18 protein-coding genes are annotated in these 19,462 nt (G+C 62.9%); 11 read left to right on the top strand and 7 right to left on the bottom strand.

Annotation, left to right across the window (positions count from 1 at the left end; genetic code table 11):
* Positions 1-62: 62 nt before the first annotated feature.
* Positions 63-998, top strand: coding sequence for an alpha/beta fold hydrolase (locus AC1DEK_RS11900; RefSeq protein ID WP_478125441.1), 936 nt, complete (start codon positions 63-65; stop codon positions 996-998).
* Here AC1DEK_RS11900 and AC1DEK_RS11895 read toward each other — a convergent pair.
* Positions 992-1,876: an LpxL/LpxP family acyltransferase gene (locus AC1DEK_RS11895; RefSeq protein WP_478125440.1), complete on the bottom strand. Its 885-nt coding sequence runs from the start codon at positions 1,874-1,876 to the stop codon at positions 992-994. The two genes, AC1DEK_RS11900 and AC1DEK_RS11895, sit on opposite strands and share 7 nt — an antisense overlap.
* Positions 1,873-2,763, bottom strand: a complete 891-nt coding sequence (locus AC1DEK_RS11890; RefSeq protein ID WP_478125439.1) for a lysophospholipid acyltransferase family protein — start codon at positions 2,761-2,763, stop codon at positions 1,873-1,875. Before AC1DEK_RS11890 ends, AC1DEK_RS11895 begins: the two co-directional genes overlap by 4 nt.
* 183 nt (positions 2,764-2,946) lie before the next feature.
* Here AC1DEK_RS11890 and metK point away from each other — a divergent pair, with 183 nt between their 5' ends.
* Positions 2,947-4,128 carry a methionine adenosyltransferase gene (gene metK, locus AC1DEK_RS11885; RefSeq protein ID WP_478125438.1) on the top strand — a complete coding sequence of 394 codons (1,182 nt, stop codon included), beginning with the start codon at positions 2,947-2,949 and terminating at the stop codon, positions 4,126-4,128.
* Between the two features lie 74 nt (positions 4,129-4,202).
* Here metK and AC1DEK_RS11880 read toward each other — a convergent pair whose 3' ends face one another.
* Entirely contained in the window at positions 4,203-4,835 is a 633-nt protein-coding gene (locus AC1DEK_RS11880) for a phosphoribosyltransferase (RefSeq protein WP_478125437.1), read from the bottom strand.
* Between the two features lie 19 nt (positions 4,836-4,854).
* Complete coding sequence (locus AC1DEK_RS11875; RefSeq protein ID WP_478125436.1) at positions 4,855-6,972, bottom strand: TonB-dependent receptor family protein; 2,118 nt, start codon at positions 6,970-6,972, stop codon at positions 4,855-4,857.
* Between the two features lie 118 nt (positions 6,973-7,090).
* Between AC1DEK_RS11875 and AC1DEK_RS11870 the strand changes: the two genes are divergently transcribed.
* The 9 genes from AC1DEK_RS11870 to AC1DEK_RS11830 all read left to right on the top strand — a co-directional run bounded on the left by AC1DEK_RS11870 (position 7,091) and on the right by AC1DEK_RS11830 (position 15,950).
* Positions 7,091-8,689, top strand: coding sequence for a phospholipase D family protein (locus AC1DEK_RS11870; protein WP_478125435.1), 1,599 nt, complete (start codon positions 7,091-7,093; stop codon positions 8,687-8,689).
* A 128-nt stretch (positions 8,690-8,817) separates the two neighbouring features.
* Positions 8,818-9,852 (top strand): phosphogluconate dehydrogenase (NAD(+)-dependent, decarboxylating), encoded by a 1,035-nt coding sequence (gene gnd, locus AC1DEK_RS11865; protein WP_478125434.1) that lies wholly within the window; start codon positions 8,818-8,820, stop codon positions 9,850-9,852.
* A gap of 19 nt (positions 9,853-9,871) precedes the next feature.
* Positions 9,872-11,941, top strand: a complete 2,070-nt coding sequence (tkt, locus tag AC1DEK_RS11860; RefSeq protein ID WP_478125433.1) for a transketolase — start codon at positions 9,872-9,874, stop codon at positions 11,939-11,941.
* A gap of 11 nt (positions 11,942-11,952) precedes the next feature.
* Complete coding sequence (gene pgm / locus AC1DEK_RS11855; RefSeq protein WP_478125432.1) at positions 11,953-13,608, top strand: phosphoglucomutase (alpha-D-glucose-1,6-bisphosphate-dependent); 1,656 nt, start codon at positions 11,953-11,955, stop codon at positions 13,606-13,608.
* 107 nt (positions 13,609-13,715) lie between these two features.
* The gene (locus AC1DEK_RS11850) at positions 13,716-14,348 is read left to right on the top strand and encodes a response regulator (protein WP_478125431.1); all 633 of its coding nucleotides are present in this window, start codon (positions 13,716-13,718) and stop codon (positions 14,346-14,348) included.
* 77 nt (positions 14,349-14,425) lie between these two features.
* Positions 14,426-14,800: a hypothetical protein gene (locus tag AC1DEK_RS11845; RefSeq protein WP_478125430.1), complete on the top strand. Its 375-nt coding sequence runs from the start codon at positions 14,426-14,428 to the stop codon at positions 14,798-14,800.
* Positions 14,801-14,936: 136 nt separating this feature from the next.
* On the top strand, positions 14,937-15,098 hold the full coding sequence (locus AC1DEK_RS11840; protein ID WP_478125429.1) for a hypothetical protein: 162 nt from the start codon (positions 14,937-14,939) through the stop codon (positions 15,096-15,098).
* Positions 15,098-15,511, top strand: coding sequence for a hypothetical protein (locus tag AC1DEK_RS11835; protein WP_478125428.1), 414 nt, complete (start codon positions 15,098-15,100; stop codon positions 15,509-15,511). Before AC1DEK_RS11840 ends, AC1DEK_RS11835 begins: the two co-directional genes overlap by 1 nt.
* A gap of 43 nt (positions 15,512-15,554) precedes the next feature.
* Positions 15,555-15,950, top strand: a complete 396-nt coding sequence (locus AC1DEK_RS11830) for an FHA domain-containing protein (protein ID WP_478125427.1) — start codon at positions 15,555-15,557, stop codon at positions 15,948-15,950.
* 244 nt (positions 15,951-16,194) lie between these two features.
* Here the strand turns inward: AC1DEK_RS11830 and AC1DEK_RS11825 are convergent, their stop codons facing one another.
* The 3 genes from AC1DEK_RS11825 to AC1DEK_RS11815 all read right to left on the bottom strand — a co-directional run bounded on the left by AC1DEK_RS11825 (position 16,195) and on the right by AC1DEK_RS11815 (position 19,447).
* Positions 16,195-16,635: a DDE-type integrase/transposase/recombinase gene (locus AC1DEK_RS11825; RefSeq protein WP_478125426.1), complete on the bottom strand. Its 441-nt coding sequence runs from the start codon at positions 16,633-16,635 to the stop codon at positions 16,195-16,197.
* 151 nt (positions 16,636-16,786) lie between these two features.
* On the bottom strand, positions 16,787-17,542 hold the full coding sequence (locus AC1DEK_RS11820) for a TniQ family protein (protein WP_478125425.1): 756 nt from the start codon (positions 17,540-17,542) through the stop codon (positions 16,787-16,789).
* Between the two features lie 939 nt (positions 17,543-18,481).
* Positions 18,482-19,447, bottom strand: coding sequence for a TniB family NTP-binding protein (locus AC1DEK_RS11815; RefSeq protein ID WP_478125424.1), 966 nt, complete (start codon positions 19,445-19,447; stop codon positions 18,482-18,484).
* Positions 19,448-19,462: the final 15 nt, after the last annotated feature.

Raw genomic sequence — 19,462 nt, 5'->3', positions numbered from 1 at the left:
CCTTCTTCCTCTTGCCTCCGGACGAACCGTGACATTCAACGAAGCGCAATGAAGGAGACCCCGTGATCGAAACTTTCGCCCGCCAGCTCCCCAACGGCACCACGCTCAGCTGCAGGGCGACCGGCGCGCCCGGCCGGCCGCTGATGCTGTTCCTGCATGGCTTTCCCGAAGCGGCTTTCATCTGGGACGAATTGCTCGAGCACTTCGCGAAGCCCGAGCATGGCGGCTTTCGGTGCGTGGCGCCAAACCTTCGGGGCTTCGAGAAATCCAGTTCGCCCAAAGACGTGGCGGCCTATCGCCCGCATCTGCTCGTGCAGGACGTCTTCGAGCTTGCCGCAAGCGAAAGCAAGGACGGAAAGATCGACGTGCTCGTCGCGCACGACTGGGGCGGTGCATTTGGCTGGGGCTATGCAAACCAACATCCCGACAAACTCGGCAAGCTGGTCATCATCAATTCGCCGCACCCGGGCACGTTCATGCGAGAACTGCAGAACAACCCCGCACAGCAGGCCGCCAGCGCCTACATGAACTTCCTTGCACGACCCGATGCCGAGACGCTGCTTTCAGCCGACGACTATCGCCGCATGTGGCCGTTCTTCGAACTGATGAAGGCCGGCGCCGATGGCTTCGGCTGGCTTACGGAAGACGTCAAGAACCAATATCGCGAGGTATGGGACGCCGGCCTGACCGGGGCGTGCAATCTGTACCGCGTGACTCCGCTGAAGCCGCCGATGCCCGGGCAGCCGTCACAGATTCCGACGCTGCCGAGAGAACGCTTGACCGTCAGCGCCCCGACGCTGGTGCTCTGGGCCATGGATGATGCAGCGCTCCTGCCGGGTCTGCTCGACGGTCTGGACGACTACGTGCCGGACCTCGACATCAGGAAGATCCCGGGCGCTACGCACTGGATCGTTCACGAACAGTCTCAACGGGTCGCCGCCGAAATAGAAGCCTTCGTCAAGGGGAACCGAAATCCCTCTCGAAAGCCCTCTCAATAGACGCTCGCTTCTCCTTCGGGTCGCGTCTTGAAGCGGCGATGCACCCAGTAGTACTGCGACGGCATCGTGTCGATATAGCCTTGCAAGCGCTCGTTCATGAGCGTCGTATCGGCGATCACGTCATCGGTCGGGAAGTTCTGCCAGGCGGGCAGCACCTGGATTTCATAGCCCCCCTTGACGAGCTTCGACACGATCGGCACCACCTTGGCGCGCCCCAACCGCGCGAAGCGCGAGAGCGACGGCACGGTGGCAGCCTGTACACCGTAGAACGGCACGAACACAGTCTGGTCGCGGCCGAAATCCATGTCCGGCAAGAGGTAGAGCAACCCTCCTTTTCGCAGACCCGCGATGATGGGCTTGATGCCGTCGACGCGGTTGAGCGTGATCACGTTGCCGAAGCGCTTGCGGCCTTCGCTGATCCACTCGTCGATCAGGGGGTCGCGTTGCGTGGTGTAGATGGTGGTCGAAGGACGCGCCGTATGCATGGTCAGCGCCGTGGCTGCGGCATCGAGGCCGTAGAAATGCGGCGCGAACAAAATCATCGGCTCCTTGCCATTGGCAATTTCGTCGATTTCGCTGGCAGCGCCCACCACCTTGAGCCGGCTGGCGACAACGTGCTCCGGCGCATGCCAGAGCCAGCTTCGGTCCAGCCACGATTGCGCCACGTAGACAAACGTCTCGCGCGCGATGCGCCGACGCTCCGCCGCGGATTTTTCGGGAAAGCACAGCGCCAGATTGGCATCCACGACACGCCGGCGCGGCGCGGCGAGCGCGTGCAAGACCGGCCCGAGCGCCTTGCCGAAGCCGCGTATCAGTGGCAATGGCACATGCGCCAAGGCCCGCATGAACTCGATGCCGAGCTTGGAAGTCAGGCTCATGCGCGATCCCCTGGCGATGCCGCCGTGACCGTTTCGGCGCGCGGCTGCTTGTAGCGCGCGTAGTCCCAAACGTACTGGCCAGGAAGGCTGCGGATCAGCCGCTCGATGCCTTGGTTCATCGCGGTGGCGGCGGCCTCTGGCGTGGCCTTGGGATCGCTCATGGCGGTGCCATCGAATGGCTCGAAGCGTATGGCGTAGCCTGCGCCGCGAGGTAGCCGCTCGCACACGCCGAGGAAAACGCGAGCGCCCGTCTGCTGAGCAAGACGCGGCAGCAAGGTCATCGTGTAGGCCGGCCGGCCGAGAAACGGAGCCCAGACGCCCTGCCCGAGCGGCGGTACCTGGTCGGGCAGGATGCCGGTGTAGCCCCCCCCGCGCAACGTGCGGATGAGTCCACGCACGCCGGAAACAGTGGTCGGCAAGGTCTGCAGACCAGGCCTGTCGCGCGAGCCGGCAATCAGATTGGCCATGAATTTCTTGCGAGCGGGTCGAAAGAGTGCCGTGATCGGTCCGTACTTCTCGAAGAAGCGTTCGCCCACGGCTTGGCCAAACGTTTCCCAACTGCCGAGATGAGGCGACACGAGGATCACGCCCTTGCGTTCGGCCAGCGCTGCTTCGAATGCCTCGATGCCGTCCCATCGCACGATGTGCGGCAGCAGGCTTTCACCCCGTGGCCGAGCCCAGACCCACGGAAGTTCGCCCACCATGGCCCCCGCCGCGGCAATGGCCGGGCGGTACTCGCCGGGCGTGAAGCCGGCTGCCTCGGCGTTTTCCCTAAAGCGCCGGCGGTAGTCCGGCGCCGTCCACCAGACCAGCCAGCCCAGGCCGCCGCCGAGCGCGTGCATCCACGGCAACGGCACACGAGCAAGCAATCGGAACAGAAAAATCATCGAAGCAAGGGGGGTGAAACCATGACGCGCGCGCAGCCTACAGCGCGGCTCGAATAGAATCCAAATTGTCGCTGAGTTATGGAACTACTTGCAGGGCGACCTTAAACAACACTGCTAAAGCGTTCGCCAAAGCTCCAATAGGGTTGGCAACGCGCCAACCGACCAGCATGGAGTTACATCGAAATGGCGAACGACTTTCTCTTCACTTCCGAATCGGTTTCCGAGGGCCATCCAGACAAGGTGGCCGACCAGATTTCCGATGCAATCCTCGACGCGATCTTTGCACAGGACCCCCGCTCGCGCGTCGCTGCCGAGACGCTGACCAACACCGGTCTCGTCGTGCTGGCCGGCGAAATCACCACCAACGCGCATGTCGACTACATCCAGGTAGCGCGCGATACCATCAAGCGCATCGGCTACGACAACACCGACTACGGCATCGACTACAAGGGCTGCGCAGTAATGGTCTGCTATGACAAGCAGTCCAACGACATCGCACAGGGCGTGGACCACGCGAGCGACGACCACCTCAACACCGGCGCCGGCGACCAGGGCCTGATGTTCGGCTATGCCTGCGACGAGACACCCGAACTGATGCCGGCGCCCATCTACTACGCCCATCGCCTCGTCGAACGCCAGGCCCAGTTGCGCAAGGACGGCCGCCTGCCCTTTCTGCGTCCCGATGCCAAGAGCCAGGTGACGATGCGCTATGTCGACGGCAAGCCGCACAGCATCGACACCGTCGTGCTTTCCACACAGCACCACCCTGACCAGAGCGAGACCGCAACCCAGATGAAGCCTTCCTTCGTCGAGGCGGTCATCGAGGAAATCATCAAGCCGGTGCTGCCAAAGGAATGGCTCAAGGACACGCGCTACCTGATCAACCCGACCGGCCGCTTCGTCATCGGCGGCCCACAGGGCGACTGCGGCCTCACCGGCCGCAAGATCATCGTCGACACCTACGGCGGCGCTTGCCCGCACGGTGGCGGCGCGTTCTCGGGCAAGGACCCGAGCAAGGTCGACCGCTCGGCCGCCTACGCTGCACGCTACGTCGCCAAGAACATCGTCGCCGCCGGGCTGGCGCGGCAGTGCCAGATCCAGGTCGCCTACGCGATCGGTGTGGCAAAGCCGATGAACGTGACCGTCTATACCGAAGGCACGGGCGTGATTTCCGACGACAAGATCGCAGCGCTGATTCAAGAGCACTTCGATCTGCGTCCCAAGGGCATCATCCAGATGCTCGACCTGCTGCGCCCGATCTATGCCAAGACCGCGGCTTACGGCCACTTTGGCCGCGAAGAGCCCGAGTTCACGTGGGAGAGCACGGCACAAGCCGCCGCCCTGCGCGAGGCAGCCGGTCTCTGATTCAGTTCGGCGCATCGCCGACCAAGGCCCGCAGACGTTTCAAGCGTCCGGAGGGCCTTTTTGCTTTCTCGAAGTCAACGGCTGCCGGTCAGCAATTGCCTGACCTCTTCATCGCTCGTCTGCTCGAAGTCCTGGTACCAGAGGCCCACGGCACGAAAGTGCTCCGGCGCGAAAACACAAACCACCTCATCGGCAACCGCACCCACACTCTGCACGGCCTCTGAAGACGCTACGGGTATCGCGACGATGATCCGTTCAGGCTTGCCCGCCCGAGCCGCCATCACGGCCGCGCGCATGGTGGCACCCGTTGCCAGGCCGTCATCAACGATGATCAGCACGCGCCCTGCCAGTTCCAGCGGCGGCCGGCCGCTGCGATAAAGCTGCTCCCGGCGCACCAGTTCGGCCCGCTCGCGGGCAACCACCGCTTCGACCGCCTCTTCGGACACGGGCCAGGCGTGGCTCAGCTCTTCCATCACCCGCACGCCGCCCGATGCGATGGCGCCCATCGCGAACTCTTCGTGCCCCGGCAGGCCCAGCTTGCGCACGACCAGCACGTCCAGCGGCGCTCCCAATGCTTGCGCGACCTCCCACGCAACGGGCACACCGCCGCGCGGCAGCGCCAGCACTTGCACATCCTGACGCCCGCGCCATGCATCGAGCGCCTTGGCGAGCACGCGGCCCGCATCGTGTCGATCCTTGAATTCCATAGGCACCCCCTGTCGGAATTCAGAAACGATACGCCCCACTCACGCCCAGCGTCCAGTTGCGCCCTGGTGCCGGCTCGAAGTAACGAAAGTTGCCCTCGTTGACGATGACCGAGCCGATGTAGCGCTTGTCGAGCACGTTGTCGATGCGCGCGAAGGCATTGATTTCCCAGTGCTCCCAATGCTTGACGTAGCCCGCGAACAGCGCCAGCAGGCCATAGCCCGGCGCGCTGATCGTGTTGCGATCGTTGGCCTGCACGCTCGCCATCGCTCGCACTTCGGTGCCCGCGCGCCAGCCCTCAGGCGGCACCCAGCCGAACGAGGCGAAGAACATCTGCGGCGCAATGCCCGGGATGTGATTGCCGGCCGGCACGAAGCTGCTCGCGTTGCACGGCACGGTCGAGCAAAACGGGTCGCTGTAGCGCGCATCGAGCCAGGTGTAGGCAAGCTGGGTGCGCCAGTGGTTTTCCGTCTCGTGCTGCCAGGCCAGTTCGAAGCCATCGCGCCGGGTGCGGCCGGCGTTTTGGTAGGTTGCCCGGCCCCCGACGTTCGTGGCGGTCACGATCTCGTCGTCGGTGCGCGTCTGGAACACCGCGGCAGTGAGCAGGCCCCCTGCGATGCGCGCCTTGGCTCCCACTTCGACGCTTTCGTTGGTCGCGGGTTGGAGCGCGAAATTCAGCCCGCCCAGGCCGTCAGCGCGGTAGGACAACTCGTTGAGCGTCGGCGTCTCGAAGCCGCGGCCCACGGAGGTGTAGAACGCCAGGTCGCGCGTCGGCTGATAGCGCAGCGACGCCACCGGCAGCGTCTCGGCGTAGCGAGCGCTGCCGCTGTCGTCCCGGTTCGTACCGATGATGTATTGATCCCGCGAATCGAAGTCGACCGTGCTGCGGCGCACGCCCCCTTCGAGCGTCCAGCGCTCGGCAAAGTGCCAGGTGCCCTGCACATAGGGGTCCAGGTTGTGCACCGTATTGGTCTCGTTGCGCCGCAGCCTGCCCTGCACGCCCAGGATGGGCTTGGAAACCGCGCCGATGTAGTTCTCGTAGCCGGTGCGGTGCTCGCGCAGGTCGTCATAGTCCAGCCCCGCAACGAGCTCGAAAGGGCGATCGGCCAGCTTCATCTGCGACGTCCATCGCAGGTCGACACCGCCGAAGTCTCGCGCGAGGCCAATCACGCCACCGGCACTCAGCGGGCTCACCTGGGCCGAAGGCGGAATGGCCTGGAACTGGCTGGTCTTGCGCTCACCGCCATACACCATGAGGCGCAATGTGTTGTCCGCGTCGATGCGGCGGTCGTAGGTCAGGCCTGCTTGCGTCTGGTCGACGCTCTTGCGGGTGTCGAACTGCGTGGCCACGCTCGCGCTGCGGGGGTTCAGCGCATATTGATCGGCGGTGAGCCCCAGTGGGTCCTGGGCATCGAGGTGCACCGTGTTGGCGACCAGGCTGAGGCGGCTGCCGTCGTCGAAGGTGATGCCCAACTTGCCGTTGACGATGTCGCGCGTTGCGGCGCTGTGGTCGCGATAGCCGTCGGTCTCGAAGTGGCTGCCGCTCAGCAGGTAGTCCACCGCGCCGGAAGAGCCGCTGATGATCGAACCGATCCGCAGCGTGCCGAAGCTCCCCCCGGCGATCGAGAAGCCCAGTTTGGGCGGACCTTCGCCGGTCTCGGTAAAGGTCTGGATCACGCCGCCCGAGGAGTTGCCGTAGAGCGAGGAAAAAGGCCCGCGCAGTACTTCGACGCGGTCGATCGAGCCGATGTCGATGTTGGAGGTCTGCCCCTGTCCGTCGGGCAAGGTCGCGGGGATGCCGTCGACGTACAGCCGCACGCCGCGCACGCCGAAGCTCGAGCGCGCGCCGAAGCCGCGGATGGACAACTGCAGGTCCTGCGCGTAGTTCTGGCGGTTCTGGATCTGCAGCCCGGGCACTGAGTTCAGGCTCTCCGACAGGTTCACGCCCAGCCGGCTGTCGCGCATGTCTGCGCCTTCCACACGATCCACGGAGCCGGCGACATCGAAGACCGGCTCGGTCCCGCGCGGCGTGGAGACGGTGACCTCGCCGAGTGTCGGGGGGTTGCCGACGTCTTGCGCATGGGCCGCCAAAGAGTTGGCGAGCAACAGGCAGGCAGAGGCGACAACGGAAAACTTCATCGCGGCGATTCTGAGGCGGCCGCGCGCCTGCGATGCGGGGACTGACCCTAGGATCGCCCCTATGCAGCCAGGACGCGCGGGCGCGGCTACCATCCGCCCGCCGGTTCACCGGCGGTCCATGTCCAAATCTCGCGTGTTGCTTGCTACTGCGTTTCGTTGTTTCGCGATCGCGCTCGTCTGCCTGGTTTCGGCCTGCGCCAGCTTGCCATCGCGCACCGCAGTGAGCTATGAGCCGGCCGCCACCTTTTCCCCGGCTACCGAACTGGGCAGGCTGACCGCGGCCTTCCATGCGGAGCCCGAGGGCTTGTCCGGCGCGCGGGTGCTGCCGCAGGCGGCGTACGCGCTGGATGCGCGCCTCGCCCTCATTCGGCACGCCCAGACCGCGCTCGACCTGCAGTACTACCTGCTGGGCAACGACAAGACCGGCAAGTTGATCCTGCGCGAGTTGCGCGACGCTGCTCGCCGGGGTGTGCGCGTCAGGCTTCTGCTCGACGACTTCTACACCACCAAGCTCGACCCGATGCTGCTGGGGCTTGCCGCCTATCCGAACGTGGAGATCCGGCTCTTCAACCCCATCGTTGCGGGTCGGGACCACAGTGCGACCCGATGGCTCAACTTCGCGACCGACTTTCGGCGACTCAACCATCGGATGCACAACAAGCTCTTCGTCGTCGACGGTGCCATCGCGATCGCGGGGGGGCGAAATCTCGCTGACGAGTACTTCCTGCGCAGCGCCGGCGCCAATTTCATCGACCTCGACGTGCTGCTTGCGGGGCCGGTGGTGACCGAACTCGAAACCATCTTCGACAACTACTGGAACAGCGAAGTGGTCTATCCGCTGCACGACATCGTGCAGCCCACTGAACCACCAGAGGCGTCGCGCGCAAGGTTCGACAAGCTGACTTCGCCGACCGAGGCGCCGCCGCCTCCACCCCTCGCGGATGGCGACATGTTCGGCGACCCGTCCGTGAGCGCCGCCCTCGCGCAAGGCAAGCTGGAGTTGGTTCCGACCCGCGCCAATGCCGTTGCGGATTCGCCAACGAAGGCGCTTCTGCTGGAGGACGACGACGAGCCCCCGCCGAATCGCCCACCCACCGTCGCCGAGCGGATGCGCGAGCTTTTCGACGAGGCCAAGTCGGACATCAACATCATCACGCCGTACTTCCTGCCGGGCGATGCGGGCATGGATCACATTGCGCGATTGCGCGCGCGCGGCATCCGCGTCACCGTCGCAACCAATTCGCTGGCCGACACCGACGAGCCGCTCGTCAACTTCCACTACAACCGCTTCCGAGTCGAGATGCTGAAGCTCGGTGTCACACTCTATGAAGTGAGCTCCGAACAGATCAAGCGAAGCGTCAATCTGCGCAAGGTGTTCAAGCAGTCGCGCGGCGCCCTGCACGCCAAGCTCGCGCTGATCGATCGTGAATGGGCGCTGGTCGGCTCGCTCAACTTCGATCCGCGTTCGGCCTACATCAACACCGAACTCGGCGTGCGCCTGCAAAGCTATGAGGTGACGCACCGGTTGCTCGATGCGTTCCAGATCGACAACGTCGAAAGCGTCTACAAGGTCCGGCTGAAGCCGGGCACCGACACGATCCAGTGGGTCACCACCGACGGCGAAAACATGGTCCTCGATCGGGAGCCCGACGCCAGCGCGCTGGTCAAGCTGAAGCTGCTGCTGTTCTCGTGGTTCGTGCCGACCGACCTGCTCTGATCGCCTCTGAAGGATGGGTTCAGAAGCGCGGTTGGCCTACAGGGGCGCGCTCGACATTTCGGTTGGCCGGGAAGATGATCGCCGATCACGATCCTCAACCAATGGCTTTGAACGGGCAGGAGCAAACGATGCAACTCGGCATGATCGGACTCGGACGCATGGGCGCCAACATGACCAGCCGCCTGATGCGCGGGGGTCACCAATGTGTGGTGCACGACAACGCCCCGGCTTCGATCGAACGGGTTGCCGCGCAAGGCGCGACCGGCGCGGCCACGCTGCAGGATTTCGTCGCCAAGCTGACGCGCCCGCGCGCAATCTGGCTGATGGTGCCCGCTGCGGTTGTCGATTCGGCGCTCGAAAGCCTGACACCGTTGCTCGACGCCGGTGACATCGTGATCGACGGCGGCAACTCCTACTACCGCGACGACATCCGCCGCGCGACCCTGTTGCGCAATTCAGGCCTGCACTACGTCGATGTCGGCACCAGCGGCGGTGTCGCGGGATTCGACCGCGGCTACTGCCTGATGATCGGCGGCGAGCCTGAGACCGTTCAGCACCTCTCGCCGCTGTTCGCGACACTGGCGCCCGGCGCGGGCGATCTCAAGCCGACACCCGGGCGCGTACCCGGCAGCGGAACCGCCGAACAGGGGTATCTGCATTGTGGGCCGCATGGCGCAGGTCATTTCGTCAAGATGGTTCACAACGGCATCGAATATGGCTTGATGGCTGCCTATGCGGAAGGCTTGAACATCCTGCGAGGCGCCGGGATCGGCAAGCACACGCACGACATCGATGCCGAAACCACCCCCCTGCGCGACCCCGAGCTTTATCAGTACGACATGAACCTCCCGGAGATCACGGAACTCTGGCGAAGGGGCAGCGTCATCAGTTCATGGCTGCTCGACCTGACTGCCGCCGCGCTCACGACCGATCCGGGGCTGGAGACTTTCCAGGGGCGGGTTTCGGATTCCGGCGAAGGCCGCTGGACCGTGCAGGCCGCCATTGACGAAGGCGTGCCGGCGCCAGTACTGACCGCAGCACTCTACGCGCGCTTCAGTTCGCGCGGCGAGGCGGATTTTTCGAACCGTGTCTTGTCGGCACTGCGGCACCAATTCGGCGGACATGCGGAAAAGCCCGAGCGGCCGCCGAAAACCCAAGGATGATCCTTCGGAGACGGATGCGATGACGCAAGACAAGACCCTCGACCTGCTGTGCATCAACACGCTGCGCACCTTGTCGATCGATGCGGTTCAAAAGGCGAACTCGGGACATCCGGGAACGCCGATGGGTGCGGCGCCCACTGCGTACTGCCTCTGGCAGCGCTTCCTGCGCTTCGACCCGAACGATCCTGAGTGGCTGAATCGCGATCGCTTCGTCTTGTCCGCCGGACATGCTTCGGCGCTGCTGTACAGCATGCTGTATCTGTGCGGCGTGAAGGGCAAGGGACCTCACTACGAGGGCGAAGGCCTTGCGGTCACCATGGAAGATCTCCAGACCTTTCGCCAGGCCGGAAGCCGTTGCACCGGCCATCCTGAATATGCATGGACTTCCGGTGTGGAAACCACCACCGGCCCGCTGGGCCAGGGCGCGGCGACCAGCGTCGGCATGGCCATCGCGGGGGAATGGCTGGCGGGCACCTACAACAAGCCGGGCCATGCGCTGTTCGACTACAACGTCTATGCGCTGTGCGGCGACGGCGACATGATGGAAGGTGTATGTGCCGAAGCCGCATCGCTCGCCGGACACCTGAAGCTATCGAACCTCTGCTGGATCTACGACGCCAACCAGATCAGCATCGAAGGCTCGACCTCGCTGGCCTTCGACGAGAACGTCGGCGCCCGCTTCGAGGCCTATGGATGGAAGGTCCTTCGCGTTGCCGATGCAAACGACCTGGAAGCAGTGACCCGAGGCCTCGAGGAATTCAGCGAGACCCAAGACAGGCCGACGCTCATCATCGTCCGCAGCCACATCGGCTATGGCGCGCCGCACAGGCAGGACACCAAGGAAGCGCATGGCGAGGCGCTCGGCGCCGATGAAGTGCGGCTGGCCAAGCAGTTCTACGGCTTCGATCCGGACGCTCAGTTCGCCGTGCCGGACGGCGTGCGGGAGCACTTCCACGCGAACTTCGGCCAGCGCGGAACAAGCGCGCGCGATGCATGGAACGAACGCTTCGCCGCCTACCGCACGCAGCATGCCGACCTCGCGGCGCAAATTGAACACATGCAGCGCGGCGAACTCCCCGTCGGATGGGACAGCGATTTGCCGACCTTTCCGGCGGACGCAAAGGGCGTCGCCACGCGCGAATCTTCAGGCAAGGTGCTGAACGCCATCGCCAAGCGCATGCCGTGGCTGCTCGGTGGCGCTGCCGATCTGTCGCCGTCGACGAAGACCTCGCTCGGCTTCGAGGGCGCAGGCGAATTCGACAGTGCCGGACATCGCGGCCGCAACTTCCACTTCGGTGTCCGCGAGCACGCGATGTGCGCAGCCGTGAGCGGCATGACCCTGTCGAAGCTGCGCGCCTACGCGTCGACTTTTTTCATCTTCACGGACTACTGCCGCGGCGCGGTGCGGCTTAGCGCGATGATGGGCATCCCCGTGATCTACGTGTGGACGCACGATTCGATCAGCATGGGCGAAGACGGACCGACCCACCAGCCGGTCGAACAACTCGCCTCGTTCCGCGCCATGCCCGGCATGGTGTTGCTGCGTCCGGCAGACGCGAACGAAGTCGTCGAAGCCTGGCGGATCGTCATGCGCCTCACCGATCGTCCGGCAAGCCTCGTGCTCTCGCGGCAGGCGGTGCCCACGTTCGACCGCGGCAAGTACGCCAGCGCCAGCGGCGTAGCACGCGGCGCCTATGTGCTCGCCGATGCCGACAGCGGGCGACCGGACGTTCTGCTGCTGGGCACCGGAAGCGAGGTCAGGCTCTGCATCGATGCCTACGAGCAGTTGAAGGCAGAGGGCATCAAGGCACGCGTCGTCAGCATGCCTTCGTGGGACCTCTTCGAACAACAGCGCGATGAGTACCGCGACAGCGTGCTGCCGCCGGACGTTGCCGCGCGCGTCGCCGTCGAAGAAGCCTCGGCGCTGGGCTGGGAGCGCTATGTCGGCCGCGGCGGCGCGGTCATCGGCATGCGCAGCTTCGGGCTCTCGGCGCCCGGCAAGGTTGCCGAGGCGCATTTCGGCTTCGACGCGGCGCATGTCGTTGCTGCTGCCAAGGCGCAATTGGCGAGGCATGCGCATAACCCATAGGTGAGGCCTCCATGTCGACACGACTCAGTCCCCTCGCCGGAAAGCCGGCGCCCGAGGCGTCGCTGATCGACGTCGATGGACTCATCGCCGCTTACCGCGACAACGTTCCGGACCCCGGCGTTGCTGCGCAGCGCGTCGCTTTCGGCACGTCCGGGCATCGCGGCACGGCGCTGGAATGCTCGTTCAACGAATGGCATGTGCTTGCGATCACGCAGGCAATCTGCGACTACCGCAAGACCCAGGGCATCGATGGCCCACTGTTCCTCGGCATCGACACTCACGCGTTGTCGCGCCCCGCGGGCGAAAGCGCGCTCGAAGTCCTCGCGGCCAACGGCGTGGACGTCATGATCGCGACGAACGACGAGTTCACTCCCACGCCCGCCGTATCGCACGCGATCCTGACGCACAACCGCGGCCTTCCGGATCGCCTGGCCGACGGCATCGTGATCACGCCGTCGCACAACCCGCCGCGCGATGGCGGCTTCAAGTACAACCCGCCGAACGGGGGCCCGGCTGCCCAGGGCATCACGTCCTGGATGGAAGCCGCTGCCAACCGCTATCTCGAGCGGCGGCTCGATGGCGTCAAGCGCATTCCGCACGGCGCGGCATTGCGGGCTGCGACGACGCGCCGTCATGATTTCATCGACGCCTACGTGGGCGACCTGGGCAACGTCATCGACATGGACGCAATCCGTGGCGCCAAGGTCAGCATGGGCGTCGATCCGCTCGGCGGCGCAGGCGTGCACTACTGGGCGGCGATCGCAGACCGGTACAACATCGACCTCGCCGTGGTCAGCGAAGCGGTCGACCCCCAGTTCGGCTTCATGACGCTCGACTGGGACGGCCAGATTCGCATGGACCCTTCGTCCCCGTACGCCATGCAGCGGCTGCTCGACATGAAGGATCGCTTCGACGTGGGCTTTGCCTGCGACACCGATCACGATCGCCACGGCATCGTCACCCGCAGCGCGGGTTTGCTCGCGCCGAACCACTATCTGTCGGTGGCGATCGACTACCTGTTCCAACATCGACCCCAGTGGCCCGCCAGCGCCGCCGTGGGCAAGACTGTCGTCTCGACGCAGCTTATCGACAGGCTCGCCGCAAGGCTGGGCCTGCGCCTTTATGAAGTGCCGGTTGGATTCAAGTGGTTCGTGGACGGTTTGCAGGACGCGTCACTCGGGTTCGTCGGCGAAGAAAGCGCGGGCGCCACCTTCCTTCGGCGCGACGGCTCGGTGTGGACGACCGACAAGGACGGCATCACGGCGGCACTGCTCTCGGCCGAGATCACTGCGCGCACAGGCCGCGATCCGGGAGCGCTCTATGCAGCGCTTGCCGACGAATTCGATCATCCCGTGGGCGACCGGATCGATGCGCCAGCAACACCGCCGCAGAAGAAACAGCTGGCCGCGCTGTCTCCGCAGCAGTTGAGCGCGAGCGAACTCGCCGGAGACAAGATCGTGAACGTGCTGAGCCACGCACCCGGAAATGGCGCGGCCATCGGCGGCATCAAGGTCATCTCTGAAGGCGGATGGTTCGCGGCCCGACCCTCAGGGACCGAGAACATCTACAAGATCTACGGTGAAAGCTTTCGCGGCGCCGAACATCTGCAACGCATCTTGGCTGAGGCACAGTCCATCGTCGACAAGGCGATCGCGCCCGCCCCCTGACCTTCGGCGATCTTGGCCTCTCTCCTACGCGCCATCGGCGCCGAGGCAGACGGGCTCCTGCGTCCTTCGAGGGCATTCTCTCGGCTGCCAACAACGAGGGGAATCAGATGATCAAGATCGGAATCGTGGACGACCATGCCATCGTGCGTTCGGGTCTCCGCGACTTTTTCTCGCAGCATGTTGACCTGCGCGTCGTCGGCGAGGCATCCAGCGGCCGCGAAGCCATCGACCTCGTTCGCTCAACAGAAATCGACGTGCTGGTCATGGACCTCTCCATGCCGGGCCAGAGTGGCATCGATGCCATTGCGATGGTTCGCGCCAAGGCACCCGATACGGGCATTCTGATCCTGAGCGGCTATCCCGAAGAACACTACGCCATGAACCTGATCCGCCAGGGCGCGAGCGGCTACCTGAACAAGGAATGCGATCCGGCGGAGATCGTCGAGGCCATCCGCACGATTTCGCTGGGGCGTCGCTACATCACGCCCGGCGTGGCCGAACTCCTCGCGCGCCAGCTCGACCGGAACAACGATGTGGCACCGCACGAGCAGTTGTCGGAGAGGGAGTTCCAGGTGTTCCTCAAGCTCGCGACCGGCGAGACCGCCGGCAGCATCGCGGAACACCTCTCGCTTTCGGTCAAGACAGTGAGCACGTATCGCAGCCGCCTGATGGAGAAGATGAATCTTTCGTCCAACAGCGACCTGACCTACTACGCGCTGAAAAACCAGTTGATCAGCTGATCAGTTGACGAGTCGCAACTCTTCGGTCGAAACGCGCTCTTATCTTCATTCGCGCACCGCGTGAATGCGAGGTATCCATGAATGCGCGCTTCGTCTTTGCCGCAAGTCTTCTTCCGATATCGCTCGGGGCTCCGTGGTTTGCTGCAGCCCAGCAAGCCGTGGATGCTTCGCCGTTGTCGATCGAGCAACAGGAGGCCGACTACCGCGTGATCGCTGCGCGCTGTGGCACGCCGGCTTTCGAGAGGGGCTTCTACAAGCAGTCGAAGGCGGCCGTCGCCGCCGGCCTGGTCGTCAAACATCGGGATCCGGTGCAAGTCGAAAAGACCGTCACCACTCTGCGAAGAAACCCCGTCATGCTCATCGGAACCCAGGCCGATTGCCCTGCACAGCTGGATCAGCTCAGGCAACTGGAGAAAGACCGATCCAGGTTGCTCGGGTCGCGCCGGAAGTGAAGGAATCCGATGTCGAAAGCAATAGGTGCCGAAGGGCAACACCTGTCAACACCTGCCGACACCTGTCGATTGGCAGATATCCAATCGATCCGTCACGCTGCAGACTGCACGCATCGGAACAGCGAGGAATACGGACATGGAAACCGACTTCTACACCCTGGGCGTGCTTGCGATGGTGCTCATGTGCGGATGGCTGATGAACCATGCCGGACCATGGAGCAACTCCGATCTTGCGCGTGAACTCCGTCTGCAGCTCGGCCGGTCCGCTGACGCGATCGGCGGCACGCCAGACCGCTGATGGCGTCGATGCGGCCGCCGGCCGCCATTGCGTCGGTTCGTCGCAAATCTGCGCTTCTCGCCGCGGCGTCGCTCATCCTCGCGGCGCTGGGCCTGGAGGCATATACCGCGGGATATCCCCTTGCCATGGCGCTCCTGGCCGCCGCGACATTGCAGGCGCTCATCTGCTCCGCCATGTTTCCGAACCGATTGCTCGCGGTGGCGGTCGCAACCAACTTCCTTCTCTTCGTCATCCACGCGGTGGCTCTCAGCGGGTTTCTCGCTCAGCCGGATCCGGCGCCGGTGTTCCAGCTTGGCGACTTCTGCTTGGCCGTGTTTGCGAGCGCATCGCTTGTCTTCACCCCTGTCGAGACGATGGCGCTGATCGTTCGCGATGCCTACCTCAAGCGGCCGAGACATCGCACGCCCCCTTGACCGGGCGAAACAACTCATACTCCGCGACATGCCTCAATTGATCATGAAGACGATCTCTGGCGAAACGAGGTTGATCTCGCTCGCACCCAATGAAAACACCATCGGCCGAGGCCCGCAAAACAGCATCGCCGTCGACTCGCCCCAGGCAAGCCGCGTGCATGCGGTGGTCACGGTCGAGCCGGCATTCGTCACGATCACCGACCTGGGCAGCCGCAACGGCACCTTCGTCAATGGCGACCGGATCCTGTCCCAAATGCTGGTTCATGATGACGTGATCCGATTGGGCGAGTATGAAATCCGTTTCATCGCCGGCGACCAGGAGTTCAGCAAGGTCGAAGCCGAGCGGGTTTCCACCGTGCCACGCCTGCTGGTGGACCCGGACGAAGAGAACAGGCCGACCGCCCCGGGCGCAGCGCCGACCATCAGGGGTAAACCCTAAGACGCGGGTTCACGGGCCCAACCGGTCTCCCGTTCACGTGTCGATTCTCACTGAGCACCGAAGTCGGCTACCTAGGTAGGTAGCTGCTTTTCGCACCGAGCGTTGAACTCTCGTCCCGCTTAATGCTGAATCATCGCCAATCTGACTCGCTTAACTTTGAACTATTTCTTCGCGACAGCCAGAGTGCTTGCGGAAATTCGCGCCCTGATGGAACCGCCGTATCGCTGGCACCGTGGCGCGCAGATCAGCGCGACCACTTGCTGATGCAGCGGAGAACCTCGGCCTGCGCGCGATCGCGAGTCGGGTAAATCCCGTGACGAATTTGCTCTTTGCCAAGGAACTGGAAAAACCTCTCTGCGGCGCTCTTGCCGGGAAGGTAACGAGAACGACTCCAGGCAAGGTTGTGTTCGCAAAGGAACTCTTGCCAAACACGTCCGCTGTACAGTTGGCTGTGATCCGTCCTGACGGTGACAAGGCCTTTGGGCCGCCGACGTCGCAATGCGCTCCGCAACGCGCAGAGCACCAAGCCAGTGCCTTCGTGCTGACCCATGGACCAGCCAATCATGTCACGGAAGAACTGGCCCACGACGACGCTTAGATAAAGCGCACCTTCATGCGTCCCGATGCAAATGACATCGATCTCCCATGACCACTTTGGTTCACTTTCGGTGATACGCGCTGCCATGCGCCGATGCTCACGTCCCCGGACGGACCGGAGCCCGAAGCCATCCTGTACACGAATCTTGCTTTGCCTCATAGTCAATCTCCTTTGAAGCTGAACGAGCGGATCGGGGGCTACCGGTTTGAATCGAGGTCAAAAGTAGCGCTCCGGGCGCTCAAGCAGCTGTGCCCAGCTTGCGCCGTCGGATCGCGTCTGGTGAAGGAATCCAATCCCCAGGCAGGATTTCCAGTAAGTCGCCTTCCGACTGGAAAAGGTTTCCCGCACGAAACCACCGTGCAGTGAGGTCAAAAGCAAGCGCAGACGCGAATGCACAGCCGTTATCCAATTGCTCGCGTTCTTGCCAGCTCAAATCCTGGTAAGACAGCTCGCTCACGAAAACCGGCTCTGCCTTCGAAAGCAAATGACCACAGCACATGCACTGAGTCACAAATGCAATGGACGCTCGTGCAATTTCTGCACGCTGACGCGCCAACGTCACTGAGCGACCGCACAAAGAGCACATTCTTTCCATCAGGCATGAATGCCGGTAGCACATCTTGTAGGGCCGCAGCCTCCAATGAAGGGGAAAGAATGGCGTCTCCTGCTCGCGCAAACAAATGGAACAGAATTGGTAGGCAGCCTTTGAACCCGCCTGCAGTAGTGGGGGTTCGCCGTATCCCAAGGATTGGATCGACCTCAGCATTCGGCTTATGGGAAAGAAAGTGGTTTCCGCAAAACCGCACCTGCGCGCGATTGCCCGGACATTCGCTTCGGCGAAATTGATGTCTAAGTCGGGGCCATACTTGATTTCGAGCCATTTGCACAGCTCGTTTACTGGCACGCCTTGGCCAAGTGCGACGCGCACCAACCAACTGCTCGGCGCTTCCAAGAACTCGTATTCGCAAACCCCGTGAAGATCATGATCACTCATTGGCCAACTCCAAATAGTTCGAGTTGCCTTCCAACCCGTTGTTGGCGAAGACGAGCACCTGCGACCGGTCCAAATACCAAATCAAGAATGCTCAACGCGGCATCTCTGTCGGAGGCGATCGTCGGCCGCAGGGCTGTTGATTCCAAAGCGCCCTCCCAAACCAAGCCCCTCAGGTCCAGACCCGTGGCGCTCTCCAAAGTAGCCTCTCCCAGGAGACGCAGCCGCTTCAGTCCTCGGCTTACAAGTTCAGTCCACTCCCTGGTTGAGGTCCGATGCAGCGCTCCCCAACTGGGGGGCTTTGAGCTTGTCTGGACTCCGCATGCCAGCACGATCTGCATGAGACCGCTCAGCGAGATTGAGCGCCACCAAGGAAAGGCCTCCAAGAACGAGAAATCGCCCACGGTTGCTGCTCCAGAATCACCGCAGCACGATCTCGCGAGTACTTCGGAAGCAAACCAAACCACTTCAGACTCAGGCAGGCCGTGCCCGTCGTCATGCAGATAGGCGCCGCAATCGCAGACGTCCAACGCCGGGCGGAACCAACGTAAGCCACGCCCGCACCTTCCGCATCGATCAACGAGCCTGCACTCATGCGCCGTACAGACGCAGAAGCAAGAGAACTCCCACGCTGCATGGCAGAAGCCCGACTCATCAATGCACCTCACGCAAATCTGGGGCCGCCTCAATCGCAACAGAAACGGCGGCCAAATCAACTGACCCAAATAGCGAAGGGTCTCGCCGCTCCCGCCGCAACCGTCGACCTCGCGCGCCCTTGCAGCGCTCATCCATAGTCCGGTGCGCCTCACGTCGACATCACGCAGACCCCTAGCCCCCAACAGGCCAAGCAACTCGGGCATCGACAGGTCGTTGGCGACTGCCGTCCTAAAGAGCCAGCCGAGTGGAGCCTCCTGGTCATGCCTGCCCACCGCAACGGGAAGCTCATCGAGCGTTTTCATACGGGTTGACCATCGGTGTCGAGGAACCAAAGAAGGCGCGAAAAGCCTTCTTCACGTCCTCCAGCGTTATTTCTCGCGAGCCCCGTTCCGCCGCGCACAGCGCGCACTCAACTATAAACATTTTGAATAGCCCGGGGTTTCCAGTACAAACCGCATAAAGCTTTTCAGCCTGACCGTCCACCCAGAAGAAATTAAAATCAAAACGATTGCAACTGTCGAAAAAGGCCTTCACAAAGGACAACCAAGATTGCAATGCCTCAAAGTTACCTAGACGCTCAAATGTTTGAATACGACTTGCAAACAAGGGGTCGGCATCTTTTAGCGTCAACAATCGATCAGATCCAGCAAGAACGACGCCTATCTTCCGATCGTCCATTATTTGCGTGAGAACATCGGTTGCCGAGGATGCCGACCCCCGAGGCATTCCGGCCGGAACCAGCAAATTGTCGGCATTCCGGATGCAAATCACCTTCGTCCTTTTTTGTTCAATTGCAGCCAGAATAACGTTGATTCTCGCCTCAATTGAACCAGGACCAATTACCTTGATCGGATACCCATAGTGCCGAAGCAGCGCCGATAGGAGCGGTTCGGCGCGACCAGACCGAATGGCACGAATCATCACTATTTCGTGCCGCCTTACCGCGACGAGCTCACGCGACACGTGGGTTCGATAAAAATATTCCACAGCGGTCCATTTGCCCGTAAGGTGGGGGCCGTGAATGCAGAGCCCATACGGACGATCGGTGTCACGAGTCGAATGCGTATAAATGCGCTCAAGCGCATCTGTAACCTGGATAAACTCAGTCCACGCGACATTAACGGATTCTATCGACTCTACCGACTTCAATGCCAACTCGGAATAAGTCGCTTTGCGTCGAGTCAGCTGGGGCTCCTGGAAATATTCATACTCAGAGAAATCGGGATTAATGGCTTGATCTGACACTATCATTTCTGCACCTCATTA

This window comes from Variovorax sp. 10N420, from assembly GCF_056394705.1.
This window is presented reverse-complemented; position numbering and strand designations above follow the sequence as displayed.